General features: G+C 69.2%; 26 protein-coding genes. 19 read left to right on the top strand and 7 right to left on the bottom strand.

Annotated features, from left to right (window positions below):
• The first annotated feature begins 29 nt into the window (after window positions 1-29).
• Window positions 30-2,087, top strand: a complete 2,058-nt coding sequence (locus tag EV662_RS12680; protein ID WP_132462974.1) for a tetratricopeptide repeat-containing sulfotransferase family protein — start codon at window positions 30-32, stop codon at window positions 2,085-2,087.
• On the top strand, window positions 2,084-2,737 hold the full coding sequence (locus EV662_RS12685) for a YggS family pyridoxal phosphate-dependent enzyme (protein ID WP_132462977.1): 654 nt from the start codon (window positions 2,084-2,086) through the stop codon (window positions 2,735-2,737). The genes EV662_RS12680 and EV662_RS12685 overlap by 4 nt, the downstream gene beginning before the upstream one ends.
• Window positions 2,738-2,748: 11 nt before the next feature.
• Here the strand turns inward: EV662_RS12685 and EV662_RS12690 are convergent, their stop codons facing one another.
• The gene (locus tag EV662_RS12690) at window positions 2,749-3,243 is read right to left on the bottom strand and encodes a L,D-transpeptidase family protein (protein WP_132462980.1); all 495 of its coding nucleotides are present in this window, start codon (window positions 3,241-3,243) and stop codon (window positions 2,749-2,751) included.
• Window positions 3,244-3,375: 132 nt separating this feature from the next.
• On the opposite strand from EV662_RS12690, the gene EV662_RS12695 reads away from it, so the two are divergent.
• Complete coding sequence (locus tag EV662_RS12695) at window positions 3,376-3,558, top strand: hypothetical protein (RefSeq protein WP_132462982.1); 183 nt, start codon at window positions 3,376-3,378, stop codon at window positions 3,556-3,558.
• 7 nt (window positions 3,559-3,565) lie between these two features.
• Here the strand turns inward: EV662_RS12695 and ribA are convergent, their stop codons facing one another.
• Window positions 3,566-4,642: a GTP cyclohydrolase II gene (gene ribA, locus EV662_RS12700; RefSeq protein WP_132462984.1), complete on the bottom strand. Its 1,077-nt coding sequence runs from the start codon at window positions 4,640-4,642 to the stop codon at window positions 3,566-3,568.
• Window positions 4,643-4,799: 157 nt separating this feature from the next.
• Here ribA and EV662_RS12705 point away from each other — a divergent pair, with 157 nt between their 5' ends.
• Window positions 4,800-5,486 carry a response regulator transcription factor gene (locus EV662_RS12705; protein ID WP_132462986.1) on the top strand — a complete coding sequence of 229 codons (687 nt, stop codon included), beginning with the start codon at window positions 4,800-4,802 and terminating at the stop codon, window positions 5,484-5,486.
• Between the two features lie 25 nt (window positions 5,487-5,511).
• Here the strand turns inward: EV662_RS12705 and EV662_RS12710 are convergent, their stop codons facing one another.
• Entirely contained in the window at window positions 5,512-6,915 is a 1,404-nt protein-coding gene (locus EV662_RS12710; RefSeq protein ID WP_132462989.1) for a methyl-accepting chemotaxis protein, read from the bottom strand.
• Window positions 6,916-7,050: 135 nt separating this feature from the next.
• Between EV662_RS12710 and EV662_RS12715 the strand changes: the two genes are divergently transcribed.
• From EV662_RS12715 to EV662_RS12730, 4 genes are all read left to right on the top strand, one after another.
• Entirely contained in the window at window positions 7,051-7,839 is a 789-nt protein-coding gene (locus EV662_RS12715; RefSeq protein WP_132462991.1) for an exodeoxyribonuclease III, read from the top strand.
• Between the two features lie 72 nt (window positions 7,840-7,911).
• Window positions 7,912-8,823 carry a thioredoxin gene (gene trxA / locus EV662_RS12720; RefSeq protein ID WP_132462994.1) on the top strand — a complete coding sequence of 304 codons (912 nt, stop codon included), beginning with the start codon at window positions 7,912-7,914 and terminating at the stop codon, window positions 8,821-8,823.
• A gap of 27 nt (window positions 8,824-8,850) precedes the next feature.
• A complete protein-coding gene (locus tag EV662_RS12725) occupies window positions 8,851-9,495 on the top strand; it encodes an LON peptidase substrate-binding domain-containing protein (RefSeq protein ID WP_132462997.1) in 645 nt (214 codons plus the stop codon).
• 26 nt (window positions 9,496-9,521) lie between these two features.
• Entirely contained in the window at window positions 9,522-9,674 is a 153-nt protein-coding gene (locus EV662_RS12730) for a Trm112 family protein (RefSeq protein ID WP_132463445.1), read from the top strand.
• A 278-nt stretch (window positions 9,675-9,952) separates the two neighbouring features.
• Here the strand turns inward: EV662_RS12730 and EV662_RS12735 are convergent, their stop codons facing one another.
• Window positions 9,953-11,179: an FAD-dependent monooxygenase gene (locus EV662_RS12735; RefSeq protein WP_132463000.1), complete on the bottom strand. Its 1,227-nt coding sequence runs from the start codon at window positions 11,177-11,179 to the stop codon at window positions 9,953-9,955.
• Between the two features lie 87 nt (window positions 11,180-11,266).
• Here EV662_RS12735 and EV662_RS12740 point away from each other — a divergent pair, with 87 nt between their 5' ends.
• From EV662_RS12740 to EV662_RS12755, 4 genes are all read left to right on the top strand, one after another.
• The gene (locus EV662_RS12740; RefSeq protein ID WP_132463003.1) at window positions 11,267-12,598 is read left to right on the top strand and encodes an amidase; all 1,332 of its coding nucleotides are present in this window, start codon (window positions 11,267-11,269) and stop codon (window positions 12,596-12,598) included.
• A 137-nt stretch (window positions 12,599-12,735) separates the two neighbouring features.
• Window positions 12,736-13,917, top strand: a complete 1,182-nt coding sequence (locus EV662_RS12745) for an aminotransferase class I/II-fold pyridoxal phosphate-dependent enzyme (protein WP_132463006.1) — start codon at window positions 12,736-12,738, stop codon at window positions 13,915-13,917.
• Between the two features lie 13 nt (window positions 13,918-13,930).
• On the top strand, window positions 13,931-16,660 hold the full coding sequence (locus EV662_RS12750) for a DNA translocase FtsK (protein ID WP_132463009.1): 2,730 nt from the start codon (window positions 13,931-13,933) through the stop codon (window positions 16,658-16,660).
• 80 nt (window positions 16,661-16,740) lie between these two features.
• Window positions 16,741-17,355 carry a LolA family protein gene (locus tag EV662_RS12755; RefSeq protein ID WP_132463012.1) on the top strand — a complete coding sequence of 205 codons (615 nt, stop codon included), beginning with the start codon at window positions 16,741-16,743 and terminating at the stop codon, window positions 17,353-17,355.
• Here EV662_RS12755 and EV662_RS12760 read toward each other — a convergent pair.
• The 3 genes from EV662_RS12760 to EV662_RS12770 form a co-directional block, all read right to left on the bottom strand.
• Window positions 17,352-18,236 (bottom strand): DMT family transporter, encoded by an 885-nt coding sequence (locus EV662_RS12760; RefSeq protein WP_132463015.1) that lies wholly within the window; start codon window positions 18,234-18,236, stop codon window positions 17,352-17,354. The genes EV662_RS12755 and EV662_RS12760 overlap by 4 nt on opposite strands.
• 88 nt (window positions 18,237-18,324) lie before the next feature.
• Window positions 18,325-18,612 carry an HU family DNA-binding protein gene (locus EV662_RS12765; RefSeq protein ID WP_132463018.1) on the bottom strand — a complete coding sequence of 96 codons (288 nt, stop codon included), beginning with the start codon at window positions 18,610-18,612 and terminating at the stop codon, window positions 18,325-18,327.
• Window positions 18,613-18,750: 138 nt separating this feature from the next.
• Complete coding sequence (locus tag EV662_RS12770) at window positions 18,751-20,235, bottom strand: AMP nucleosidase (RefSeq protein ID WP_132463021.1); 1,485 nt, start codon at window positions 20,233-20,235, stop codon at window positions 18,751-18,753.
• A gap of 119 nt (window positions 20,236-20,354) precedes the next feature.
• Here EV662_RS12770 and EV662_RS12775 point away from each other — a divergent pair, with 119 nt between their 5' ends.
• The 7 genes from EV662_RS12775 to EV662_RS12805 all read left to right on the top strand — a co-directional run bounded on the left by EV662_RS12775 (window position 20,355) and on the right by EV662_RS12805 (window position 26,655).
• Window positions 20,355-21,206 carry an SDR family oxidoreductase gene (locus EV662_RS12775; protein WP_132463024.1) on the top strand — a complete coding sequence of 284 codons (852 nt, stop codon included), beginning with the start codon at window positions 20,355-20,357 and terminating at the stop codon, window positions 21,204-21,206.
• A 72-nt stretch (window positions 21,207-21,278) separates the two neighbouring features.
• Window positions 21,279-21,851, top strand: coding sequence for an eCIS core domain-containing protein (locus EV662_RS19745; protein WP_243695844.1), 573 nt, complete (start codon window positions 21,279-21,281; stop codon window positions 21,849-21,851).
• Window positions 21,852-21,962: 111 nt separating this feature from the next.
• Window positions 21,963-22,313: a transporter substrate-binding domain-containing protein gene (locus tag EV662_RS12785; RefSeq protein ID WP_132463027.1), complete on the top strand. Its 351-nt coding sequence runs from the start codon at window positions 21,963-21,965 to the stop codon at window positions 22,311-22,313.
• A 72-nt stretch (window positions 22,314-22,385) separates the two neighbouring features.
• Window positions 22,386-24,518 carry a transporter substrate-binding domain-containing protein gene (locus EV662_RS12790; RefSeq protein WP_132463030.1) on the top strand — a complete coding sequence of 711 codons (2,133 nt, stop codon included), beginning with the start codon at window positions 22,386-22,388 and terminating at the stop codon, window positions 24,516-24,518.
• A 191-nt stretch (window positions 24,519-24,709) separates the two neighbouring features.
• On the top strand, window positions 24,710-25,327 hold the full coding sequence (locus tag EV662_RS12795; RefSeq protein ID WP_132463033.1) for an ABC transporter permease: 618 nt from the start codon (window positions 24,710-24,712) through the stop codon (window positions 25,325-25,327).
• 144 nt (window positions 25,328-25,471) lie between these two features.
• Window positions 25,472-26,050 carry a Pvc16 family protein gene (locus EV662_RS12800; protein WP_132463036.1) on the top strand — a complete coding sequence of 193 codons (579 nt, stop codon included), beginning with the start codon at window positions 25,472-25,474 and terminating at the stop codon, window positions 26,048-26,050.
• Complete coding sequence (locus tag EV662_RS12805) at window positions 26,050-26,655, top strand: hypothetical protein (protein WP_132463039.1); 606 nt, start codon at window positions 26,050-26,052, stop codon at window positions 26,653-26,655. The genes EV662_RS12800 and EV662_RS12805 overlap by 1 nt, the downstream gene beginning before the upstream one ends.

Genomic DNA, 26,655 nt, shown 5'->3' on the forward strand with positions numbered 1-26,655 from the left:
CGCCCGGACACCCCCGGAACCCCGCGCCCATGCCCCCGACAGACCCGACACAGATCGCCCAACTCTACCGCCAGGCCGTCGCGCGCCAGGCCGCCGGCGATCTTGACGGGGCCGAGACCCGCCTGCGCCAGGTTCTGGCCGCCCGCCCCCGCCAGCCCGAGGCGCTGTTCCAGATGGGCCGCATCGCGCTGGCCCGCGGCGCGGCCAAGCGCGCGGTCCAGCATCTCGACCGCGCGGCGGATGCCAAACCCGGCGAACCCGCGATCTGGCTGGCATATGCCCAGGCCGTCGCCGCGCTGGGCGACAAGGCCCGCACCCGCGCCTTCCAGAAAAAGCTCAAGGCCGCGAAACCGCCCGCCGACCTGCTGTCCCGCGTGCGCGAGGCTCTCTCGGGCGGCCCCGCCCCGGCCCTGGGCGACGCGCCGCCCGACCAGGTCCAGGCGCTGATCGGGCTGGTCAATTCCGGCGAGTTCCAAACCGCCGCCGCCCGCGCCGCCGACCTGCGCGCCCGCCACCCCGGCGTGGCCCTGCTGGCCGACATCCACGCCAACGCGCTGGCACGCCTTGGCCACCGCCCCGAGGCCCGCGCCGCCTTTCAGGATGCGCTGCGCCTCGACCCCGGGTTCCTCGAAAGCCGGCTGGCCTTTGCCCGCTTCCTCGCCGAAACCGGCGACCTGGCCGAGGCCGCGCAGCAGTTGCGCGAGGCCACCGAAACCCACCCCAAATCCGCCGAGGTCCAGCGCCTTCTGGGCCAGACCCTGTTGCGTGCCAAGGATTTCGCCGCCGCCGCCGATGCCTTTGCGCAGGCCATCGCCCTGGGCGACCGCCGCGCCGACACCTATGCCGCCCAGGCCCGCGCACTCGACGGCGCCGGCCGCCCCGACGACGCGCTGGCCGCCCATGACGCCGCCCTTGCCGCCGCCCCCGACCGCGCCGAGGTGCATGGCCGCCGCGCGATCCAGCTTCAGCAGATGGGCCGCTTCGACGAGGCCGAGGCCGGATTCCGCCGCGCCATCGAGCTTGCGCCGGGCAATGGCGAGCCCTACCGCCTGATGGTCCAGACCCGCAAGCTGACCGATTCCGACCCGCTCATCGCCGAGATGGAAACGCTTTGGGCGCGCGGCGACCTGACCGACCACAGCCGCATGAACCTGGGCTTTGCCCTCGCCAAGGCGATGGAGGATACCGGCCGCCACGACCGCGTTTTCGCCTATCTGCACCCGGCCAACGCCCTGATGCGCAAGCTGTTCCCCTATGACATCGCCGAACGCCGGGCCGAGATCGACGCGCTGAAAGCGGCCTGCGCGGGCACCGATTTCACCGCGCGGCGCATCGCGAACGCCCCCGATTACGCGCCGATCTTCGTCACCGGCATGCCGCGGTCCGGCACCACGCTGGTCGAACAGATCGTGGCCAGCCATTCCCGCGTCACCGGCGGCGGCGAGCTGGGCTTCGTCATGCCCGAGGCGATGCGGCTGCTGTCCGACGGCGCGGGCGGGTTGCGCCCCGTCACCGACCTGTCCGATGACGAAATCTCCGCCTTCGGCCGCGCGATCGAGGCGCATTTCCGCATGCGCCTGCCTGGGTCCGACATCGTCACCGACAAGTCGATCCAGACCTACATGGTGGCGGGTCTGGTGCGCCTCGCGCTGCCCAATGCGCGCATCGTCGTCGTCCACCGCGACCCGCGCGACACCTGCCTGTCGATCTACAAGAACATCTTCGCCGAGGGCACGCATCGCTATGCCTACGACCTGCGCGACCTCGGCCTCTATTACCGCATGTTCCTGGAAACCGTCGATTTCTGGCGTGACCGCATGCCCGGCGGTTTCCACGAAATCCGCTACGAGGATCTCGTCGCCGACCCCGAACCCCAGGCCCGCGCGCTGATCGCCGCCTGCGGGCTGGACTGGGAGGAGGGGTGTCTGAACTTTCACAAGACCCGGCGCCGCGTGGCCACGCTCAGCCTGCACCAGGTGCGCCAGCCGATCTATGCCTCGTCGATGAAGGCGTGGGAACGCTATGGCGACGAACTGGCCCCGCTGATAACCGCGCTGGGCGATGCCGTCGAAGAGGGAAAACCATGAGCCTTGAAGAGATTCGTGACCGCGTGGCAAAGGCCGAGGCCGAGGCGGGGCGTGCCCCCGGTTCGGTGACGCTGATCGCCATATCCAAGGTGCAGCCGCTGGAACGGGTCGAGGCCGTGCTGCAGGCCGGGCACCGCATCTTCGGCGAGAACAAGGTGCAAGAGGCGCAGGGCAAGTGGCCCGAGCTCATGGAACGCTTCGCGGGCGTCGAACTGCACCTCGTCGGCCCGCTGCAAAGCAACAAGACGCGGCCCGCGGTCGAACTGTTCGACGCGATCCATTCGCTCGACCGGATCAAGCTGGCCCGCCGGCTGGCCGACCACGCCCAGGAACGCGGCGCCTGCCCCGAGTTGTTCATCCAGGTCAACACCGGCGAGGAACCGCAAAAGGCGGGTGTCCTGCCGGGCGAGGCCGACGATTTCGTGGCCGAGTGCCGCGCGATGGACCTGCCCGTGCGGGGGCTGATGTGCATCCCGCCGGTGGACGAAACGCCGTCGCTGCATTTCGCGCTGTTGGCAAAGATCGCGGAACGCAACGGGCTTTCGGGCCTGTCCATGGGCATGAGCGGCGATTTCGAACAGGCCATCGCGCTGGGCGCGACCCATGTGCGTGTGGGGTCCGCCATTTTCGGCGAACGCAGCTACGGCTAGGGCACCCGCGCTTACGGCACGATCAGACGTCCGCCATGGCGCAGCCGCGCCGCGATCCAGCGCAAATGCTCGGGCCGCAGCGCGATGCAACCCTCGGTCGGGTGGCGCGGCTTGCGCCAGCGGTGCAGAAAGATCGCCGAACCGCGCCCCCGTTCCGCCCGCGGCCAGTTCCAGTCGGTGATCAGCACCAGATCATACAAGGGGTCCGCCCGGCGCAGCCGTTCGTGGCTATGGGGATAGGGCGCGCGAACCATCAGGTTGTAATCCTCGTGGCCCGGATCGTCCGACCACAGGTCCGACGGCCCGATCGGCACCGCCCAGTCGGCGGGCGGCGCCATCCGGTCGGGGCGATACAGCATCCCCACGATCCGGTGCACGCCCCTGGGCGTCGCGCCGTCCCCCTCGCGCTTGTCCCCCGTCACCCCGCCGCGCCCGATGGCGCGCGGAAACCGGCGCCCGGCAAAGCGCAGGTGGGTGGGCGTCAGCACAAGGTCGTCGCGTGTCATGCCGACAGCTTGCCCCAGCCACGGGTGCGGCGAAAGCCCGGTCTTGACCCCCATCAAGCGCAAGCCCCCCGGCCCGTGTTAGTCTGTCGCCCGCGGGCATCGCCCGCATGACCGCAACAACGGAGGTTCGAGATGGAAACGGCCAAGGTGATGGAATACGCCCGCTCTCTCCTCAACGCCCATGGCGACAAGGCCCAGGCCGAGGCGGCGCAGAAGGCCGCCGCCCACGAGGCCGCAGGCGAGGCGGACGAGGCCAAGACCTGGCGCGCGATCGAGGATGCGATTCGCCAGATGCGCCCGCCGCACCAGGGCTAGGCGCGCCCTATAACAGGTGCCCGGATTTCTCGGCCTTGGTGGCCAGGTAACGGGCATTCTCGGCCGTGTGCCCGACCTTCAGCGGCACGCGGTCGGTCACCTCGATCCCGTTCGCGCGCATCATCTCGATCTTGGCGGGGTTGTTGGTCATCAGCCGCACCGCGGAAAACCCCATCTCGCGCAGGATCGCCGCGCCGATGCGGAAATCGCGCTCGTCATCCTCGAAACCCAGCCGGTGGTTCGCCTCGACCGTGTCGAACCCCTGGTCCTGCAACGAATAGGCGCGCATCTTGTTGGCAAGGCCGATGCCGCGCCCCTCCTGGTTCAGGTACAGCAGAACCCCCGCGCCCTCGGCCCCCATCTGCGCCAGCGCCGCGTTCAGCTGCGCGCCGCAATCGCATTTCAGGCTGCCCAGAAGATCGCCGGTGAAGCACGCCGAATGCAGCCGTGCCAGAACCGGCTCGGCGCGCGGCGGGCTACCGATCTCGACGGCGTAATGTTCCTCGCTGCCATCGGCGGGGCGAAAGACGTGCACGCGCCCGGCCCGGGACACCGCCAGCGGCACGCGGGCCGAAACCACCTCGGCCAGGTGCGTTTCCTCGGCCAGCGCGGCGGCCGCCTCGGCCAGGGTCACCCGCGTCAACCCCTCCGCATCGGCCAGCGCCGTCGGGTCGGCCACCTCGACCGCCAGGACCGCGGGCAGCAGCTGCGCGGATTTCGCCAGGCCGATCGCCGCCCGGTGCGCCGCCGCGTCACCGCCGCGCAACGCCACGAACGGCCCCAGCAATGGCTTGGCCAGGTCGTCGGCGGGTTCGGCCACCGACCGCACCCAGTCGGGGCCCACGTCCTCGGGCAGGCGCAGCCGGGCGATGTCGCCGTCATAGGGCCGCGCCTTCAGCGTCGCCGCCCGCCGCGCCGTGATCGCCAGCACCGCGCCGCCCAGGCCCCGCAGCGCCGTCAGCCTGTCGGGCGTCAGCGTCTCGGCCGCGGCCACCACCAGGCCGCCCACCACCACGGGCACGCCCATGCGCAAGTCGCCGCGGGCGCGGGCGATCCGTTCGGTACTGTCGGGGCCAAGGGGCATGGGCGATCCTTTCCGTGCGCCCGGGTCTAGCGCCAAATCCGACAGATATGAAACAATTCCCTTCCCCGCCACACGCTTGCGTGAAAACCCTGTTGCAAATCTTGTGCACGGACCGGTCCGCGACATCTCAGCGCCACAACACAGAGGAGGGAACCCGATGAGCACCCTGAAGAAAATCCTGCTGGTGGACGACGACGACGACCTGCGCGAGGCGCTGAGCGAACAGTTGGTGATGACCGAGGATTTCGACGTGTTCGAAGCGGGCACCGGCGCCGAGGCGATGGAAAAGGCCAAGGCCGCGATCTACGACCTGGTGATCCTCGACGTGGGGCTGCCCGATACCGACGGGCGCGAGCTGTGCCGGCTGATGCGCAAGCAGAACGTCAAGTGCCCGGTGCTGATGCTGACGGGCCATGACAGCGATGCCGACACGATCCTGGGGCTGGACGCCGGCGCCAACGATTACGTGACCAAGCCGTTCAAGTTCCCCGTGCTCTTGGCCCGCATCCGCGCCCAGCTGCGCCAGCACGAACAATCCGAGGACGCGGTGTTCCAGCTGGGGCCGTATACCTTCAAGCCGTCGATGAAGATGCTGATCACCGAGGACGACCGCAAGATCCGCCTGACCGAGAAGGAAACCAACATCCTCAAGTATCTCTACCGCGCCTCCGAGGGCGTGGTGGCGCGCGACGTGCTGTTGCACGAGGTCTGGGGATATAACGCGGGGGTGACGACCCACACGCTGGAAACCCATATCTACCGCCTGCGCCAGAAGATCGAGCCCGATCCCTCGAACGCGCGGCTGCTGGTCACGGAATCGGGCGGCTACAGGCTGGTCGCCTGATCCGGGCGCGGCGCGGGCGCGCGGCTCAGAACCGGTAGGCCAGACGCAGCCCGCCCCAGTGCCGCCCCTTCACCTCGATCGGGGCGGACAGGTCCTTCATCAGGGCGAACTGCCCGCCGCCCATGTCCCGGCGATAGACCTGCAGCAGGAACGGCTCGCGCGACTGGCCCGCGCGCAGGCCCACCCGGTCGTCGAAGATGCGCCGGTTGCGGCAGTTGGCGGTGTTCCACACCGGGTCGTTGCCCTGCGGCTGGGAATACGTGCGGTTATGCGTCGGCAGATAGCCGTTCCGGTCCACCGCCGCGCAAAACACGATGCGCGGGTCCAAATCCAGCGCGGGTTCCTGGATCGCGGGCAGCACGGCATCGGTCAGGTCCGTGTAGGGCGCCATGACCTGCTGCGGGTCGGTATTCGGAATCGCCACGTAGCGCTGGTCGAACAGCGCCTCGGCGCGGATGCGGCCGGTCTCGATCGCCTTTTCGAACAACTGGCCGATCTGGCCCGCGGCCTGGCGCACGAAGTCGATCAGCGCGGAATCGGCATGCGACGCGCCCGCCAGCACCGAGTTCTGCACCACCGATTCGCCCATCGCCACCAGCCCGTCGACCTGGGCGCGGGCGTCCTTGACGCCCTGGGCGGTCTTTTGCGTGGTGCCGATCAGTTCGTGGAAATAGGGGGCGAAACTCTCGTTGGCGGCGCGCACCTCGTCCGCCCGTGCCGCGATATCCACCGCCGAAGAACGTGTCACCTCGACCGAGCCGGTCATCCGCCCCAGCATCTGGTCGGTTTCGGTGGCCGCCGACAGCACGGCGCCCGCATCCCCGGCCGCGGTGCCCGCCTCGGTCTGCAGGGTCTCGATCGTCTCGCGCAGCCCCTCGACCGCCTTGGAAATCTTGTCCGCCGCGGTGGCGGTCTGGTGCGACAGCTGGTTGATCGCCTCGGCCACCACGGCGAACCCGCGGCCCGCGTCGCCCGCCCGCACTGCCTCGATCTTGGCGTTGATGGCCAGGATGTTCACCTGTTTCGAGATACTCACGATCTCGGCGTTCGAGTCGTGGACCGAGCTCAGCGTGCCCACCACGTCGGCCATCCGCGAATCGACCGATTGCACCCAGGTCGCCAGATTCTGGCTTTGATGCCCGGTGTCGCGCAACAGCGTGGCCGAGCCCGACACCGCCTCCAGCGTTTCCTCGGCCGAGCGGGTGACCTCGTCGACGGCGTCCTGCACGCGGGCGTTGGCCTCCGCGACCATGGCCGCGGCCGCGCGCGCGGCCTCGATATGGCCAAGCTGCGCCTCGGCCGACGATTCAAGGTCGTCCAGAAAGCCCGCGACCTCGACGATGTCGCGGCCCAGCACCTCGCCGGTGGTGACCAGGGCATTCAGGTAGACGTCGTTCTCGCGCCGGTCGAATCCGGGGTCCAGGGGCATGCGGTCTATCCGTTTCTGGGGCTCTGTCCGTTGTCGCATCCACGGGTTGCCCATCTGTTAACGCGCGCGCCTTCGACTTGAGGCCCGACGCCCCGGACACTAGCTTGCGCCGAACCGCCCCGAACGGAGACGCCGATGCCCTTTACCCTCGCCACCTGGAACATCAACTCGATCCGCCTGCGCGAGCCGCTGGTCAAACGCCTGCTGACCGAGGAGGCGCCGGATATCCTGTGCCTGCAGGAATGCAAGAGCCCGGTCGAGAAGATGCCGCTGGAGACATTCCGGGCCTTGGGCTACGGCCACGTCGTCGCCCGCGGGCAAAAGGGGTACAATGGCGTCGCGATCCTGTCGAAACTGCCGCTGGAGGATGCGGGCGAGCTGGATTTCGCGGGGCTGGGCCATGCCCGCCACGTCGCCGCGCGGCTGGAGAACGGCACCACGATCCACAATTTCTACGTGCCCGCGGGCGGCGACGTGCCCGACCGCGCGGTGAACGAGAAGTTCGGCCAGAAGCTCGACTACCTCACCGACATGCGCGACTGGTTCCGCGACAGCCGCCCCGAACGGGCGATCCTCGTGGGCGACCTGAATATCGCGCCCCGCGAGGATGACGTCTGGTCGCACAAGCAACTGCTCAAGGTGGTCAGCCACACGCCGATCGAGGTCGACCACCTGGCCGACGCGCAACAGGCCGGCCACTGGGTCGATGTCACCCGCGCCGACATCCCCCAGGGACAGCTGTATTCCTGGTGGTCCTACCGCGCCCGCGACTGGGACGCCGCCGACAAGGGCCGGCGGCTCGACCATGTCTGGGCCTCGTCCGACATCGCCGCCGCGGCGCATTCCAGCCGCATCCTGCGCGCCGTTCGCGGCTGGGACCAGCCCTCGGACCACGCGCCGGTCTTCGCCAGCTTCGATCTTTAGGATTCACCCTTGGGTTTTGCGCGGCAAAGCTCATATAAGGCGCGAAATCGCCGATAACGCGGAGACGACGACATGCTGGAACTTGGCGGCAACACCGGCGGCGCCCAGCCGCAGGGCGACCTGATCAAGGACATCACCGAAGCGACCTTCATGCAGGACGTGATCGAGGCCTCGAAAGAGGTGCCGGTGATCGTTGATTTCTGGGCGCCCTGGTGCGGCCCGTGCAAGACGCTGGGCCCGATGCTGGAACAGGCCGTGACCGAGGCCAAGGGCCGCGTGAAAATGGTCAAGGTCAATGTCGACGAGAACCAGCAGATCGCGGCGCAACTGCGCATCCAGTCGATCCCCACGGTCTATGCCTTCTTCCAGGGCCAGCCGCTGGACGGGTTCCAGGGCGCGCTGCCGCAATCCGAGATCAAGGCCTTCGTCGACCGCATCGCCGGCGCGGCGGGCGATGGCGGCCTGGGCGAGGCGCTGGAGGCCGCCGAACAGATGCTGGCCGAGGGCGCCGTGGTCGATGCCGCGCAGACCTTTGCCGCCATCCTGGGCGAGGATCCGAACCACGCCGGCGCCTATGGCGGGCTGATCCGCGCGCACCTGGCCCTGGGCGAGACCGACCAGGCCGAGGGGCTTCTGGCCTCGGTGCCGGCCGAGATCGCGAAATCGCCCGAGGTCGAGGCCGCCCGCGCCCAGCTGGAACTGGCGCGCCAGGCCGCCGATGCCGGCCCGGTGGCCGATCTGCGTGCCGCCGTCGACCATGACCCCGACGATCACCAGGCGCGGTTCGACCTGGCCAAGGCCCTGCACGCCTCGGGCGAGGTCGAGGCGGCGGTCGACGAATTGCTGGAACTGTTCCGCCGCGACCGCGAATGGAACGAAGGCGCGGCCAAGGCCCAGTTGTTCACCATTTTCGACGCGCTGAAACCGCAGGACCCGATCGTTCTCAAGGGCCGGCGAAAACTGTCGTCGATGATATTTGCCTGACCGTTGGGTCGGCCTAGCTTGCCCTATATGTTTTCATCGGCCGACCTGCCCGACACCATCCCCGTCTTCCCGCTTCCGGGCGCGCTCTTGCTGCCGCGCGCCCGGTTGCCGCTCCATATCTTCGAGCCGCGCTACCTCGCGATGCTCGACGATGCGCTGAAGACCCCGCAACGCCTGATCGGCATGATCCAGCCGCGCGAGGTGCCCGGCGGCGGCGAACGCAGGCTGCATGCCATCGGCTGCGCGGGCCGCGTGACCGCCTTCTCGGAAACCGAGGACGGGCGCTACATGATCACGCTTTCGGGCGTATCGCGCTATCGCATCACGCGCGAGATGTCGGGCTTTACCCCCTATCTCAAGGCCGACGTGTCCTGGGACGGGTTTGCCCGCGACCTGGGCGGCGGCGAGGACGATGACAGCTTCGACCGCACCCGGTTCATGGACCTGCTGCGGCGGTTTTTCGCAAGCCGGGGCCTTGCCACCGACTGGGACAGCCTGCAGGAGGCAGAGGACGAGCTTCTGATCAACTCGCTGTCCATGCTGTGCCCCTTCGCCCCCGAGGACAAGCAGGCGCTTCTCGAGGCGCCGTCGCTGACCACGCGGCGCGAGACATTGGTCACGCTGATCGAGTTCGCACTCAGAAGCGGCACCGACGAGGAGACGATGCAGTGACCGAAACGCCCCATTCCGACCGCAAGATGCTTGAATCGCTGGTCTGCCCGGTGACCCACGCACCGCTGGCCTATGACGCGGCGCACCAGGAACTGGTGTCCAAGGCCGCGGGCCTCGCCTTCCCGATCCGCGGCGGCATCCCGATCATGCTGGTCGACGAGGCGCGGCAACTGGACTGAGGCCCGCCCATCACGTCCCCCGGTCTTTTTCTTGGTTCAAATACTCAAATGGCCGGGGGCGCAGCCCCCGGCCCCGGCGCCGGATGTGCCCACGGCACCCTTTATTCGGACCTTGGACAGGACCGCGCGGCGGCGCGTGTGGACATGCGCCAGTGCCGGGTCGCGGGCGCGCTGGCGCCGGGGGCGGCCGGGCGAAACCTCATATCGGAGTCATATGCGATTCATATGGGAATCATATGCGATTCATATCGCCGATTCCGGCCCGTCCGGGCGGTGCGTCACAGCGGCCGGCCGGTCATCAGCCGCGGCAGATCGCCGGTCAGCCCCGCCGCCTCGCGGATGAACCGGCGGCGCAGTCCGGGCAGCGCGTTGACCACCCCCAACCCCAGGTCTCGGCCCAGCCGCAGCACCGGATTGTCGTTTGAAAACAGCTTGTTGACCGCGTCCGTCCCGACCGCCATCAGCGCCGTGTCGAACCGCCGCCAGGTCTGGTAGCGTTCCAGCACGTCGATGGCGCCGATATCCTCGCCCCGGCGCCGCGCATCGACCAGCACCTCGGCCAGCGCGCCCACGTCGCGCAGCCCCAGGTTCAGCCCCTGCCCCGCGATCGGATGCACCCCATGCGCCGCATCTCCCAGCAATGCCAATCGGTTAGCGACGAATTCATTGGCGATGGTCAGGTTCAGCGGATAGGTGAACCGCTCCCCCTCCAGCGCGATTTCCCCCAGGAAATCCCCGAACCGCGGCCGCAGCGCGGCCAGGTATCCGTCATCGTCCAGCGCCTGGATCGCGGCGGCGTTGGCATGGGTCTCGCTCCACACGATGGAACAACGATTGCCCGGCAAGGGCAGGATCGCCAAGGGCCCCGCCGGCATGAAGAATTGATGCGCGGCGCCGTTATGGGGGTGCTCATGCGCGATGGCGCAAACCAGTGCCGTCTGCCCGTAATCCCACCCGGTCCGCTTGATCCCGGCCCGTTCCGCCGTGCCCGATTTCCGCCCGTCGCAACCCACCAGGACCCGGCCCCTCAGCCTGCCGCCCGAGGCCAGCGTCACCGTCGCCCCCGTCGCGTCAACCTCCTGTTCCACAACGGTTTCCCCCGACACCGTGGTGATCCGCGGACTTGCCGCCATGGCGTCCAGGAAGGCCCGGCGCAGATAGCGGTCCTCCAGCATATAGCCCATCGGGCCTTCCTCGATCTCGCCATGGTGGAAATCCAGGAAGAACGGCGCCGGCCCCTCGCCCGCGCGCCCGTCGGACGCGACGATCTCCAGGATCGGCTGGCTCTGGTGGTGCACACCCTCCCAGATGCCGATCGCCTTCAAAAGCCGCATCGAGGCCAGCGCCAGCGCATAGGCCCGCCCGTCGAAACGCTCGCCCGCGCGCGCGTCTTCGGGCAGCGCGTCGATCACGGTCACGGACAGCCCGCCCTGGGCCAGCGCAAGCGCCAGCGCGGGACCGTTAAGCCCCCCGCCGACGATCAGGATATCGCTATCGAATGCCATGCTTCGCTATATGGCCGCGCGGGCGGGATTGTCCATAAGCGCGGCGCCCGCTAGCCTCGCGCCGACACCGGACCAAGGGGGCAGGCGATGACGGGTGACTGGCTGAAGATGAGCGCGGGCGCGTTGGGCCGGGGGATCGGCGCGGGCCAGATCGACCCGGTGGAGCTGGCAGCGGCCTTCCTCGATGCCATCGCGGCGCATGACCATGCCGACCGCATCTATGCCCGCCTGACCCGCACCCGCGCCCTGGCCGAGGCCGAGGCCGCGCGCACCCGCGCGAAAACCGGGCACAGGCTGGGGCCGCTCGACGGGGTGCCGATCTCGTGGAAAGACCTGTTCGACAGTGCGGGCGTGGCGACCGAGGCGGGCTCGGCGCTTCTGGCGGGCCGCGTGCCCGACCGCGACGCCGAGGTTCTGGCCAACGCGACCGCCGCGGGCCTCGTCTGCCTGGGCAAGACCCAAATGACCGAACTGGCCTTTTCCGGGCTGGGGGTGAACCCCGTCACCGCCACACCGCCCAACATCCATGACACGGGCGCCGCGCCGGGGGGGTCATCTTCGGGGGCGGCGGCCTCGGTGGCGTTCGGGCTGGCGGCGGCGGGGATCGGGTCCGACACCGGCGGGTCGGTGCGCGTGCCCGCGGTCTGGAACGACCTCGTGGGGCTGAAAACCGGGGCCGGACGGCTGCCGCTGACCGGTGTGGTCCCGCTGTGCGCCCGGTTCGACACGGTCGGCCCACTGACCCGCAATGTCGAGGATGCCGCCCTGCTGCTGGCCGCGCTGGAGGGGGAAAAACCGGCCGATTTGAGAGGGGCGACGCTGAAAGGCACGCGGCTCATGGTGCTGGAAACCGCGGCCTTCGACGATATCCGCGACGCCCCCGCCGCGGGCTTTGAACACGCCGTGGACCGGCTGGCCCAGGCGGGCGCGACGATCGTGCGGGGCGAAATCCCAGAGGTGGCCGAGGCGATGGCCCTGTCCGGCGTTCTGTTCGCGACCGAGGCCTATGGCACCTGGGGGGCCACCATCGAGGCCGCGCCCGACAAGATGTATCCCGAGATTCTCAAACGCTTCCGCGGCGGGCGCGATTTCTCGGGCGCCGATTACGTGGCCGCCTGGCAGACACTCGACCGGCTGCGCGCGGCCTATGCGGCGGCGACGGCGGGCTTCGACGCGGTGCTGGTGCCGACCTGCCCGATCCTGCCGCCGTCCGTCGACAGGCTGCTGGCCGACCCCGAATTCTTCGTCGCCGAGAACCTGATGACCCTGCGCAATACCCGCATCGGCAACCTGATGGGGCTGGCTGTGCTGACGCTTCCGGCCGGCGTACCGTCCACCGGGGTTTCCCTGATGGGGCCGCCCATGTCCGAGGAACGGCTGCTGCGCCTGGGCACGGCGGCCGAGGCGGCGCTGGCCTAAATGCCACAACTTCGCCCCGCAAGCCGCGCGGGCCGGGGCGTTTTCTGGACCGGGGCCATTCCTGCCGGTATCGTTGCGGGCAAACGGGGCGCATCAAGACGACCCCGATCCGAGGCAGTAAATACAGATTGGGGTCCATGACCTTTCCCGAGCGGTTCTCGAACCTGCCAGAATACGCGTTCCCGCGGCTGCGGCGTCTGTTGGATTGCCACGGCCCCGGCGGCGCGCCCGTGCACATGACCATCGGCGAGCCACAGCACGCCTTCCCCGACTGGGTGGCGGGCGTGATCGCGCAGCACGCGCATGAATTCGGCAAGTATCCCCCGAATGACGGCACGCCCGAACTGCTGAGCGCGATTTCCGACTGGCTGGCGCGGCGCTATGGCGTGATGATCGACCCCGACACCCGGATCACCGTGCTGAACGGCACGCGCGAGGGGCTGTTCAACGCCGCCCTCGCGCTGTGCCCCGAGGAAAAGGCGGGCAAGCGGCCCGTCATCCTGACGCCGAACCCGTTCTACCAGGTCTACGCGGTGGCGGCCCTCGCCGTCGCCGCCGACCCGGTCTACGTGCCCGCGACCGCCGAAACCGGGTTCCTGCCCGATTACGCTGCGCTGGACCCTGAAATCCTGAACCGCACCGCCATCGCCTATCTCTGCTCGCCCTCGAACCCGCAGGGCGCGGTGGCCGACCGGGCCTATTGGGCCGACCTTCTTCGGCTGGCCGAAAAGCACGATTTCCAGGTCTTCGCCGACGAATGCTATTCCGAGGTCTACCGCGACACCCCGCCCCCCGGTGCGCTTGAGGTGGCCCGCGAAATCGGCGCCGACCCGGAACGGGTGGTCATCTTCCACTCGCTGTCGAAACGGTCGAACCTGCCGGGGCTGCGCTCGGGGTTCTGCGCGGGCGGGCCGGAAAGCCTGCGCCGCATTCGCCAGTTGCGCGCTTATGCCGGCGCGCCCATGCCCCTGCCGTTGCAGCGGGTGGCCGAAAAGGTCTGGGCGGACGAGGCGCATGTCGTGGCAAGCCGCGCGCTGTACCAGCGCAAATACGCCATCGCCGACGAACTGTTCGGCGATGTGCCCGGCTATCACCCGCCCCAGGCGGGGTTCTTCCTGTGGCTGCCCGTCGAGGATGGCGAGGCCGCCGCGCTCAAGGCCTGGCGCGAAACCGGGGTCCGGGTGCTGCCCGGGGCCTATCTTTCGCGCGACGTGAACGGCGAAAATCCCGGCGCGGGCTATATCCGCGTCGCGATGGTCGCCCCAGAACAAGAAATGCGGCACGGGCTGACACGGCTGCGTGACTGCCTCTACGGGTAAGGACGGCAAGGGTATGGCTTCGTATCAGATGAAACGGCGGGAACCGCTGCTCGATTCCACCACGCAGGCGGCGATCGAACGGCGCGGCAAGGAACTTCTCGGGTTCACGCTGATCGGTGCGGCGCTGGTGATGGCGCTGATACTGGGCAGCTACGTGCCCGACGATCCCAGCTGGCTGTCGGCGACCGATGCGCCCGCCGAAAACGTTCTGGGCCGGTTCGGCGCCTCGATCGCCTCGCCCTTGTTCATCATCGTCGGCTGGGGCGCCTGGGGCCTGGTGGCGATCCCGGCGGCCTGGGGCCTGCGCCTCGTCACCCATGTCGGCGAGGACCGCGCGCTGTCGCGGCTGATCTTCGCGCCCGTCGCGGTGGCGCTGGCCGCGGTCTATGCCTCGACCCACGTGCCGCCCGCGTCCTGGACCCACAGCTTCGGCATGGGGGGACTGTTCGGCGACACGGTGCTGGGCGCGATCCTGGGCGTGGCGCCGGTGGACACGGTGTTCGGCCTGCGCGTGGTCGCGGCGCTGGTCTGGCTGGCCGCGCTGGCCATGGCGCTGTTCGTCCTCGGTGCCGACCGGGACGAGTTCCGCCGCTTTGCCCGCTTCCTGCTGATCGGCGTGATCCTGACCTATGCCGGGCTGCGGCGCCTGGCCGGGCAATCGGCCCGCGGCGCGCTGGCCGCGGCCCAGCGGGTGGGCGAGGGGGTGCAGGCCCGCCGCGCTGCCGCCGCCCAGCCCGCCCGCAGCCACCGCGCAGAACCTGCCGTCGCCACGCGCAACTGGACGCCCACGCCCGATCAGCCCCGCACCCGCGACGGCCTTCTGTCCCGGATCCCGCTTCTGAACCGGCGCATGGCCGAACCCGAGATGGAACTGGTCGAACCCGAACCGCCCGAGGGCCTGGACCGGATCGGCCCGATCTCCGAGGACCGGATCAAGGCCCGCATCGCCGACGTGATCCGCAACCGCGCCCGGCAGGACCGCCCCGCCGTCCGCACCGAACCCCCGGTCGTGCGGGGGCGGGCGACCGACCCCGCCGATGTGCTGGACGATGAACCGCCCTTGACCGCCGGAACCGCGTTCCAGGCCGGAACAGAGCCTGTTCTGCCCCCGCGCCCCGCCGCCGAAGAGGCCCGGCGCGTGGTCCAGCACCCGCCCAGGAAACCCGCCCAGCCCTCGCGCCGGGCCCAGGAAGAGGCGCAGCCCGCCCTGCAATTCGACGACCCCGCCGCGGGCTACTCCACGCCGCCCCTGTCGCTTCTGGCCAGCCCCGACGCGGTCGAACGCCACGTGCTGTCCGACGAGGCGCTCGAGGAAAACGCGCGGATGCTGGAAAACGTGCTGGACGATTACGGCGTCAAGGGCGAGATCGTCAGCGTCCGCCCCGGCCCCGTCGTCACCATGTACGAACTGGAACCCGCCCCGGGCCTCAAGGCGTCGCGCGTCATCGGGCTGGCCGATGACATCGCGCGGTCCATGTCGGCGCTGTCGGCCCGCGTCTCGACCGTGCCTGGCCGCAGCGTGATCGGCATCGAACTGCCCAACGCCAACCGCGAAAAGGTGGTGCTGCGCGAAATCCTGTCCTCGCGCCAGTTCGGCGATACCTCGATGCGCCTGCCGCTGGCCTTGGGCAAGGATATCGGCGGCGATCCGATCGTCGCGAACCTGGCCAAGATGCCCCACCTGCTGATCGCCGGGACCACCGGGTCGGGCAAGTCGGTGGCGATCAACACCATGATCCTGTCGCTGCTCTACCGCCTGACCCCCGACGAATGCCGGCTGATCATGATCGACCCCAAGATGCTGGAACTGTCCGTCTATGACGGCATCCCGCACCTTCTGTCGCCCGTCGTCACCGACCCGAAAAAGGCCGTCGTCGCGCTGAAATGGGTCGTCGGCGAGATGGAGGAACGCTATCGCAAGATGTCCAAGATGGGCGTGCGCAACATCGAGGGCTATAACGGCCGGGTGCGCGACGCGCTGGACAAGGGCGAGATGTTCAAGCGCACGGTGCAAACCGGCTTCGACGATGAAACCGGCGAACCCGTCTTCGAGACCGAGGAATTCCAGCCCGAAACCCTGCCCTATATCGTCGTGATCGTCGACGAGATGGCCGACCTGATGATGGTCGCCGGCAAGGAAATCGAGGCCTGCATCCAGCGCCTGGCGCAGATGGCGCGCGCCTCGGGCATCCATCTCATCATGGCCACCCAGCGCCCCTCGGTCGATGTCATCACCGGCACGATCAAGGCGAACTTCCCCACCCGGATTTCCTTCCAGGTGACGGGCAAGATCGACAGCCGCACCATCCTGGGCGAACAGGGCGCCGAACAGCTCCTGGGCATGGGCGATATGCTGTACATGGCCGGCGGCGGGCGAATTTCCCGCGTGCACGGCCCGTTCGTGTCCGACGAAGAGGTCGAGGAAATCGTGACCTTCCTGAAATCCTACGGCCCGCCCGATTACGTCGGCGGCGTGGTCGAGGGCCCCGACGAGGACAAGGAAAACGATATCGACATGGTGCTGGGCCTGGGCGGCAACACCGACAGCGAGGACGCGCTGTACGACACGGCCGTGGCCATCGTGCTGAAAGACCGCAAATGCTCCACCTCCTACATCCAGCGCAAGCTGGCCATCGGCTACAACAAGGCCGCGCGCCTCGTCGAACAGATGGAGGAGGAAGGCGTGGTCAGCCCCGCCAACCATGTCGGCAAGCGCGAGATACTGGTGCCCGAACAGGCCTGATCGGCGGGGGGTCGCGCCCCTCGCCCTTTCGTGACGCGATTGCAGGTGCATTGCGCCCCGGGCTTGCCTAGATTGGCGCCATGATGAACCGACGCTCCGTTCTGACGCTGGGCGCGGGCCTGATGGCCCTCGCCGCCGCCCCCGCCCGGGCCGACAAGCTGCCGCTTTCGGCGATCTCGGCCTATCTGAACAGTTTCACCACCGCGCGCGCCGATTTCACCCAGGTCAACGCCGACGGCTCGATCTCGACGGGGCGGCTGTCGATCCGGCGGCCGGGCCGGGCACGGTTCGAATACGACCCCCCGAACGAGGGGCTGGTGATCGCGGGCGGCGGACAGGTGGCGATCTTCGACGCCAAGTCGAACCAGCCGCCCGAACAATACCCGCTGGCCAAGACGCCGCTGAACATCATCCTGGAACGCAACGTGGACCTGTCCCGCGCGCGAATGGTGGTGGGCCATGACGGCGACGCCACCTCGACCCGCGTCATCGCGCAGGACCCCGAGCATCCCGAATACGGCACCATCGCGCTGGTCTTCACCGGCAACCCGGTCGAACTGCGCCAATGGGTCATCACCGACGACACCGGGCAGGCGACCACCGTGATCCTGGGCGAGATGCAGACCGGCGTTCAGCTGTCGGCGCGGATGTTCAACATCGTGCAGGAAACCGCCGACCGGATGGGCAACCGCTAGGCCGGCCCCGCCGCGCGGGCCTGCTTGGACAACTGAACCGCCAGGATGCCCGCCATGATGACGGCGACCCCGGTCACGTCCAGCGGCCCCAGCCGTTCACCCAGCAGAAGCGCAGCGATCGAGACGCCGAAGAACGGGCTGAGAAAGTGGAAGGTCGCGGCCCGCACCGCCCCGATCCGGCGCACCAGCAGGAACCAGATCAGCGTGGCGACCAGCCCGGGAAAAAGCGTGGTATAGGCAAAGGCCGCGACCAGCTTCCAGCTCCAGGTGACGTCCCAACTCTCGCCCGCGGCCAGCGCGGCCACGCCCAGCGCCGCCGCCCCCATCAGCATCTGCAACCCCACGATCATCAGAACGTTGCCCCCCGACGACGCGCTGCGCACCGCCAGCGTCGCCGCGGTCAGCGCGAAGACACCGCCCACGCACAGCGCCAGCCCGTACAGGTCGACGCCCCCGCTGATCCGGCTGCCCATGATGATCGCCACACCCACGAACCCCACGACCAAGCCCAGCACGCCCAGGGGCCGCACCCGCTCGCCCAGCACCAGCCAGCCGAACAGCGCGACCAGCAGGGGCATGGTCGACGCGATGATCGCCGCCATCGACGCCTCCAGCGTCTGCATCGCGACGAAGTTCAGGCCAAGGTAAAGGCCGTTCTGGCTGATCCCGAAGATCGCCGTCGCCTTCCACTGCGCCCGCGTCAGCCGCCAGCTTTGGCCCAGCGCCGCCGCGATGCCCACCCCCAACAGCCCCGAGATCAGGAAGCGCAGCGAAAGCGCCGTCAAGGGCGGCGCATCGGCCACGATGATCCGCGCCGAGGTAAAGGCCGAGGCCCAGATGAAGGCGAAGGCCAGGCCCATCGCCAGCGCGCGGAAATCCATGCATCCTCCCGAAGGGCAGGGCCAAAAGAAAAGGGCCGCCCCGAGGCGACCCTAAACCGTTTCCGGTGTCTCAGAAAGACGCGACGGCTCAGCCGTTCACGCTGTCTTTCAGGGCCTTGGCGATGGTCATCTTGACGACCTTGTCCGCCGGCTTCTTGAACTGCTCGCCGGTGGCGGGGTTGCGCACCATGCGCTCGGGCCGCTCACGGCAATAGATCTTGCCGACGCCCGGCAGGGTCACGGCGCCGCCGGCGGCGACTTCGCGGGTGATGATGCCCGTCACCGCATCCAGCGCCGCCGTGGCGGTTTTCTTGTCCGCGCCCATTTCCTCGGCCAGGGCCGCGACGAGCTGGGTCTTGGTCATCGGTTTCGCCATGTACGATCTCCTCGTTCGTGCCCTCTGTGGGGGCTGATCGTGGCAATGTAACTCCATCTTGCGGAAACACACAACGATTTGTGGTCTGAAAAGCCCGTTTTTCACGCATTTTGTGGGCGTTTTCCGCCGAAATCGCCGCTACAGGAACGCCGTTTCCTCGAAGCTGCGCAGTTTGCGGCTGTGGATCCGTTCCAGCGGCATGTCGCGCAACCGTTCCATCGCGCGGATCCCGATGGCCAGGTGGCGCGACACCTGCGTCTTGTAGAAATCGCTGGCCATCCCCGGCAGCTTCAACTCGCCATGCAGCGGCTTGTCCGACACGCACAAAAGCGTGCCATAGGGCACCCGGAACCGGAACCCGTTCGCCGCGATCGTGGCGCTTTCCATGTCCAGCGCGATGGCCCGCGACTGCGACAGGCGCTGTACCGGGCCGGACTGGTCGCGCAGTTCCCAGTTGCGGTTGTCGATGGTGGCGACCGTGCCGGTGCGCATGATCCGCTTCAGCTCGAACCCTTCCAGCCGGGTGATCTCCTCCACCGCGTCCTCCAGCGCCACCTGTATTTCCGCCAGCGCCGGGATCGGCACCCAGACCGGCAGGTCGTCGTCCAGAACGTGATCTTCGCGCAGGTAACCATGGGCCAGCACGAAATCGCCCAGCCGCTGGGAATTCCGCAGCCCCGCGCAATGGCCCACCATCAGCCAGGCATGGGGGCGCAGCACCGCGATATGGTCGGTCGCCGTTTTCGCGTTCGACGGCCCCACCCCGATATTGACCAGGCTTACCCCCTGCCCGTCGGCGCGTTTCAGGTGATAGGTCGGCATCTGCGGCAGTTTCGCGGGCGCGGGCAGCGGCGCCTGCGCATCCGTGATCTCGGCATTGCCGGGGCCGACCAGCGCCACGTACCCGCTGTCGGGGTCGGCCAGCGCGGCGCGGGCAAAGGCCTCGAACTCCTCGACATAGAACTGGTAGTTGGTGAACAGCACGTGGTTCTGGAAATGCCCGGGCCGGGTCGCGGTGTAATGCTCCAGCCGCGCCAGCGAGTAATCCACCCGCTGCGCGGTGAACGGTGCCAGCGGCCGCGGCGCGCCCTCTGGCGCGGCCCAGGTGCCGTTCACGATATCGTCGTTCGTGGTGTTCAGGTCCGGCACGTCGAACAGGTCGCGCAGCGGGAAATCCAGCACGCCTTCCTGCGGCACGGTCAACCCGCCCTCGCCCGCCACCGCGAAATGCACCGGGATCGGCGTGTCCGACGGGCCGATCACCACCGGCTGGCCGTGATTGGCGATCAACAGGCCGATCTGCTGGCGCAGGTAGTTGGCGAACAGGTCGGGCCGCGTCACCGTCGCGGCATAGGTCCCAGGTTCGGCCACGTGGCCGAAACTCAGCCGGCTGTCGACCCGGGCGAAGGTCGCCGTGGTGAACCGGATCTCGGGATAGACCGCGCGGAACCGGGCCTTTCGGGGCCGCCCGGTCAGCGTTTCTTCGAACCGCGCCCGCAGAAACGCCCGCGAGGCGTCGTAGATCTCGCACAGCCGCGCCACCGCCGCCTCGGCATCGGTAAACGCCTCGGCGCCGGGCAGGTCCGGGCAGTCAAGCGGCAGTTCGGCGGCGTGCTCGGGCATCTTGCGTCCCCGTTGTCCTGGGCCTCATCACGGCATCGCGCCAAGTGTCACGCTTCGCCAAACTTCCGCAACCCCTGCGTGCCCTTGCCGGGCGGCCCCGCAAGACCGATGTTAGGGCCATGACACAGACGCTTCTGTCCATCGGACACGGTTATTCCGCCCGCGCGCTGGCGCGCGGGCTTGGCCCCGGCTGGCGGGTCATCGGCACCACGCGCAGCGCCGGCAACGCCGCCACGCTGCGCGCCGAGGGGGTTCAGCCGCTGGTCTGGCCCGGCACCGACCTTGGCCCCGCGCTGGCCCGGGCCACCCACCTGCTCAGCTCCGTGCCCCCCGGGCAGGGCGGCGATCCGGTTCTGGCGGCGCTGGGTGACGAATTGCGCGACGCGACCCACCTGCGCTGGGTCGGCTACCTTTCGACCACCGGCGTCTATGGCGACCACGGGGGGGGCTGGGTCGATGAAACCACGCCGCTGACGCCCTCCACCGCCCGCGGCGCGGCCCGCGTCGCCGCCGAGGCCGCCTGGGCCGATCTTGGCCTGCCGCTCCACATCTTCCGGCTGGCGGGTATCTACGGCCCCGGCCGCTCGCCGCTGGACCGCGTGCGCGACGGCACCGCGCGGCGCATCGTCAAGCCGGGGCAGGTCTTTTCCCGCATCCATGTCGACGACATCGCGCAGGTGCTGGCCGCCTCGATGGCGCGGCCCGACCCGGGCGCGGTCTACAACGTTGCCGATGACGAACCGGCCCCGCCGCAGGACGTGATCGGTTTCGCCGCCCATCTGCTGGGGCTGGACCCACCCCCCGAGGTGCCCTTCGACCAGGCCGACCTTGGCCCGATGGCCGCCAGTTTCTATGCCGAGTCCAAGCGCGTGGCGAACGACCGGATCAAGACCGAACTGGGCGTGCGGCTGCGCCACCCGGATTACCGCGCGGGCCTTGCCGCGCTGCTGGACCGGGCGCGAACGACCTGACCCGCGGCAGCCGGCCCCCGGGCCATGAATTTGCCCCCAAGGCAACGGCTTGGTGACCGCGGCGCGGGTTTCATGCCAGGCTCGCACAACTGGAGGTTGCGTCGCATCGCCCGGATCTTCGCATCCGAACGCCCCACCGGCCGCCGGCCCAAACCCGCCGCGCCCGGCCGTGCGGCCCCCGGCGGCACGCTCGACGCGCTGCGCGACGCCGCCGGGGCCAGCCGCGCCACCCGCGATCTTGTTCAGCTTCAGGCCATGGCCGACGCGCTGCAACGCACCCCCGAAGAGGACGAGGAACTGCTTCAGGGCAAGGCCAGCGGCGCGTCCGGCCTGCCCACCCGGCTGCGCGCCGGGGTCGAACGCCTGTCGGGCCGCGACATGCGCGGGGTCAACGTCCACTACAACTCCCCCAGGCCTGCCGCGGTTCAGGCCCATGCCTTCGCCCGGGCCGCCGACATCCACCTGCCCCCCGGCCAGGAGCGCCACCTGCCGCACGAGGCATGGCACATCGTCCAGCAGGCCGAGGGCCGCGTCGCGCCCACCGCCGAAATCGCTGGCCAACCGGTCAACGACGACGCGGGCCTCGAACGCGAGGCCGACGCGATGGGGGCCCGCGCACCGCAGGAAGGCAGCCGCCGGGGCTGATCCGACCACCCGCCTTGATTTACCAGACCAAGTAGTGCTCTACTTCCGATTGCGCGCCGTTACCGATTTTCGCGGTCCCGCCAACGCCCTTGCGAAAGGGGCACGACGCCGGTGTCCGCCCGCTCTCCCGTCCCCGCCCTTCTGGCCCTTGTCCTGTCCGCTGCCGCCGCCTTCGCGCAATGCGGCCAGGCCACCCGCGATGTCGACGTGGTCGTGGCGATCCGCGATGCCCCGCCGTTTTCCGCGATGTCGCCCAGCGGTTTCGCCGAGGGGTTCGCGATCGACATCTGGACCTCGGTCGAACACGATCTGATCTCCGAGGGTGCGATGACCGCGTCCGAAATCGTGCTCTGCCGCTCCATCGCCGAGCAGGAGGCCGCGCTGATCGACGGGTCGGTCGACGTGGTGATCTCACCGCTGACCATCACCGCCCAGCGGATGCGCAGCTATGACTTCTCGTAACAATACCTGCCCTCGGGCCTGACGCTGGCCGTCCCCTCGACCAGCGCCATCGACTTTGCGAACGCGACCCGGGTGATCGTTCAGACCGTGACCCAGCCCGGCGTGGTCAAGGCGGTGCTGGTGTTCCTTCTGGTCAACCTGGTGCTGGCCGCGCTGATCCGGCTGGCGATCCGCCACGAGATGCGCGGCCGCGCGGGGCAGGGCGGCGTCGACGCGCCCGGCTGGGTGACCACCCTGCTCGAAGCGATCGTCAGCACCTCGGGGCTCAAGGGGCTGGGCGACCGGTTCAACACGGTGCTGGGCCGACTGTTGGAAATCTTCATGGCCGTCGTCGGCACCGTCCTGTCGGCCACCATCTTCGGCGTGCTGACCTCGGCCTTCGTCGGCTCCATTGGGGCAAGTTCGACCGTGCCGCCCGAAACCTTGCCCGACATGCGCATCGGCACGCTGGAAGGGTCCACCGCCCAGCAATTCTTGATCGCGCAATACGCCGCGGCAGACCTGTCGCAAACCGGCGCCGTCTGCGTCCCCGCCGCGCAGGCCACCGAGGAGTCCGGCTGCCTGCTTTACCCCGGCTGGCCCGCCGCGGTGCAGGCCCTGGACAAGGGCGAGGTCGCGGCCGTTCTGGGCGACTGGATCGCGCTCAGCTACCTGTCGCGGCTCGACCGCTACAATGGCCGGATCGAGGTGCAATCGGGCGTCTACCTGAACGAACCCGATGGCTGGGCCGTCGCCCCCGACCGCCCCGCCTTGCGCGAAGGCGGCGACAGCGGGCGCCACCTGTTGCGGCTGCAGGGCCGGGCGGGGCGCGCGGCGGGCTATGACATCAGCCCCGGCGCGCTGAACCTGTTGCGCGCGCGGGCCGGGGCGGCGGCTTGGCATGACCTTGCGATCCTCGGCCCCGATCCGGGCGATCTGGATCGCCAACTGGCCGACTGCGGCCCCGCCGACCTGGTGCTGTGCCTGTTCGGCGTGCTGGGCCATATCGAAACGGCCCCCGCCCGGCAGGCGGCGCTGGCCCGGATGCGGCACGCGCTGAAACCCGGCACCGGGCGGTTATTGATCTCGGTGCCGAACCGCCGCCGCGGGGTTCGGCCACGTGACGCTGCACCCCGAAAGCGTGCTGCCCGAAAGCTGGCTTTTGAACCATGGCGCGCTGCGTTGGCTGGATGGGCTGCTGACCCCGCTTTGCCCCGCGGGGCTGGGCTATGGCATCCTCGCGGTGGCCGCGCCATGAGGTGGCTGACCCTCCTGCTTCTGGCGTTGCTCTGGTGCGCCGCGCCCACGCCCGCCCAGCCGCAAGATACGCTGCGCGCGGAACTGCCCGCCGATCCCTCCGGGCGGCTGGCCCACATCCTGCGGCGCGGCACGCTGATCGTGGGGGTGAAATCCGACTATCCCCCCTGGGGCATGGTCGACCCCGACCCGGCCTCGGACGCCCTCGTGGGCATCGAGCCCGACCTTGCCCGCGACATCGCCGACCGTCTGGGCGTCGGCCTGAAACTCGTCTCTGTCACGGCCCGAAACCGTATCGGGCGGGTCAATGACGGCACGGTCGACCTTGTGATCGCCACCATGGGCGACACCGCCGTGCGCCGCACCCAGGCCGACCTGATCCAGCCCAATTACTTTTCCTCGGGCGTGGTGGTCTATGGCCGCATCGATCTTGGCCTGTCCGGCTGGGACGCGCTGCGCGGCGCGCCGGTCTGCCTGACCCAGGGGGCCTATTTCAACCGCACGCTGGAATGCGATTACGGGCTGAAGGGGCAATACTTTCCCGGCAACCGCGAGGCCCGGCTGGCGCAATTGGTGCTGGCCGAGCCCGACCCCGAATTCGGCGTGATCGTCCCCACCATCCTGAACGTGCCCTGGGCGATGGCCGTGGCGCAGGGAGAGGGGGACGGCGACTGGGGCCGCTTCCTGTCCGACACGGTGGGCGAATGGCACGCCACCGGCCGCATCCTGCAGCTTCAGCGCGAGTGGGCGTCGGCGAGACCGCGTTCGTGCGCGCCCTGCACGACACATGGTCCCGCGTCGAGGATGGCCGCCCGGCCTGCGCGCACAATCCCGAAACCGGGCAGCCCCCGCCCGCCTGCCTGGTCCAGGCCAGCTTCAGCGCCGCCGCCCCGGTCGAGATGCCCCCCGGGCGAACGCCCTGCACAAGGCCACCGGCATCGACCTGCGCGTTCTTTTCGATGCCTATGACCGCGCGCGGCTGATGCGGGGCCTCGCCCTGACCGAACTGGTGTCGACGGTGAACACGCTGGTGTCCGAGGGCGGCGACACATCCACCCTGATGAACGGCCTTCTGGTGTTCTACTTCGTCTTCGTCCTGGGGGTGATCTGGCTCGTCGACCGGCTTAGCGCGCGGTTGCATACCGGGGGGGGGCGGCGAAATGATCGACGTCTTGATCGAACGCACCCCCTACCTCGCCGGCGGGTTCGTCCGCAACCTGCTGATCTCGGCGGTGTCGATGGGGCTGGGCACGGGCATCGGCGCCACGCTCGGCTGGCTGCGACATCACCGGTTCCGCGCAACGCTGCGCACCGAGGACATGCTGACCAACCTTTGCCGCAACGTGCCCAGCTTCGTGCTCCTTTACTACATGGCCTTCATGCTGCCCGCGGAGGTGGAGATCGCGGGCCGTATCCTGGCCGTGCCGGTCTGGATCAAGGCGAACCTCGCGCTGACCTTCCCGGCCATCGGCTTCGCCTCGGACCAGGCGCTGGGCTATTTCCGCCAGCGCGCGAACGGCATCGCGGGCGCGGGCGAAACCTTCACCGTGGCCTGGAACCAGTATTTCCTGATCATCATCATGGCGTCCGCCACCGCCTCGGTGATCGGCGTCGACGAAATCGTGGGCCGCGCCAACATGGTCATCGCGCGCGACGACCGCCCGGTCTTCATGCTGGTGACCTACCTTTACGTGTCGCTCTGGTTCATCGGTGCGGGGCTTCTGGTGTCGCGCGGCACGCTGTGGGCCGTCCGCCGGCGCGGCCCCCGATTGACCTAGGGGCACAACGAATTCTTGCTTTTCTTTAGGGAACTCTTACGCTGGTTGCATAACCGGAACGGTTACAAGGGAGGGATCGGTGAACGACCGAAACCCCGATGGTGCGGCCGGTGTGCCCCGCCCGTCGGCAATTCCCGGCCCGCCATGATCGACAGCGCCCTCGGGCTGGTCGTCGCCCGCCTGAACGCGCATCTTTCGGCGCGCTACAAGGTGGCCGACGACCTGGTGGTGCTGTCCCCGCTGGCCGATGCCGAGGGCAAGCCCGCCGCCGAGGTGCGCAACCGCCTTGCGCTGTTCCTGATCAACATCGCCCATGACGCGACCCCCCGCCGCCCGCTGGCCCCCGCCGCGGGCCAGGTCGAGCGGGCGCCCCCGGTCCATCTCGACATCTATTTCATGCTGGCCTCGGGCCACGACCCCGACACCTATGGCGAGGGGCTGAAACTGATGTCGGCGGCCTTGATGTTCTTCCAGGCCACCCCGGTGATGACCCCGCAGACCACCCCCGAGATGCCCGAGGGCCTCGGCCAGCTTTCGGTCGAGATCTCCAACCTCCGGGTCGAGGAACTGGGCCAGCTCTGGGGCAACCTGGGCGGGCGCTACGTGCCGTCCGTGATGTTCAAGATGCGCTCGGTGATGATCGATTCCGGCGTCATCACCCGTGTCGTGCCGCTGGTCGAGAAACCCCGGGCCGGCGTCCAGCCCCGCAAGGAACGGGCCTGATGGACTTCGCACCGATCCTCTCTCTCGATCTCATGCACGCCTTCTACGGCGCATCGGTGCCGCCGATCCGGGTGGCCCCCGTCGACCCGGGGGCGTTCGCCCGGGCGGGGCTGGTCCTGCGGCAGACGGGCGGGCGCGCGATCCTCGCGGCCGAGACGGGCACCGACGACCGCCCCCGGACCGTGGCGCTGTCGCTTCAGGCGCTGGACCCCTCCGCGATCGGCGTCACCTGCCGGGCGGACAGGTCCACCATTCCCACCTGCGCGCTGCCGCTTGGACAGGACGAGGTCGCCTTTGACGGCCTGCCCGCCACCGAAACCCGGCAGCGCAAGGTCGGCGTCGAACTTGCCCGTCTCGACATCGCCCTGCCGCCCCGGGGAACCCGCGCCCTGCCCGACGGCACCCCGGCGCGGGTGCTGCGTTCGACCCGGCCCATCGCGGCGCGCGCGCGCCCGGACCGGGCCTTCGCGCTTCAACGACCGGGCCCGTCCGGCCCCGAGACGGTGATACCAGTGCTTCCCGCAGCGGGGACGAGTTTCAGACCTGCCGATGAACCAGGCGGCGCTGCGCGCCTGCAATCCGACATCTTCGTCACCCTGTGGTAG

It is taken from the genome of Rhodovulum marinum, assembly GCF_004343075.1.
GTDB classification, from domain to species: Bacteria; Pseudomonadota; Alphaproteobacteria; order Rhodobacterales; family Rhodobacteraceae; genus Rhodovulum; species Rhodovulum marinum.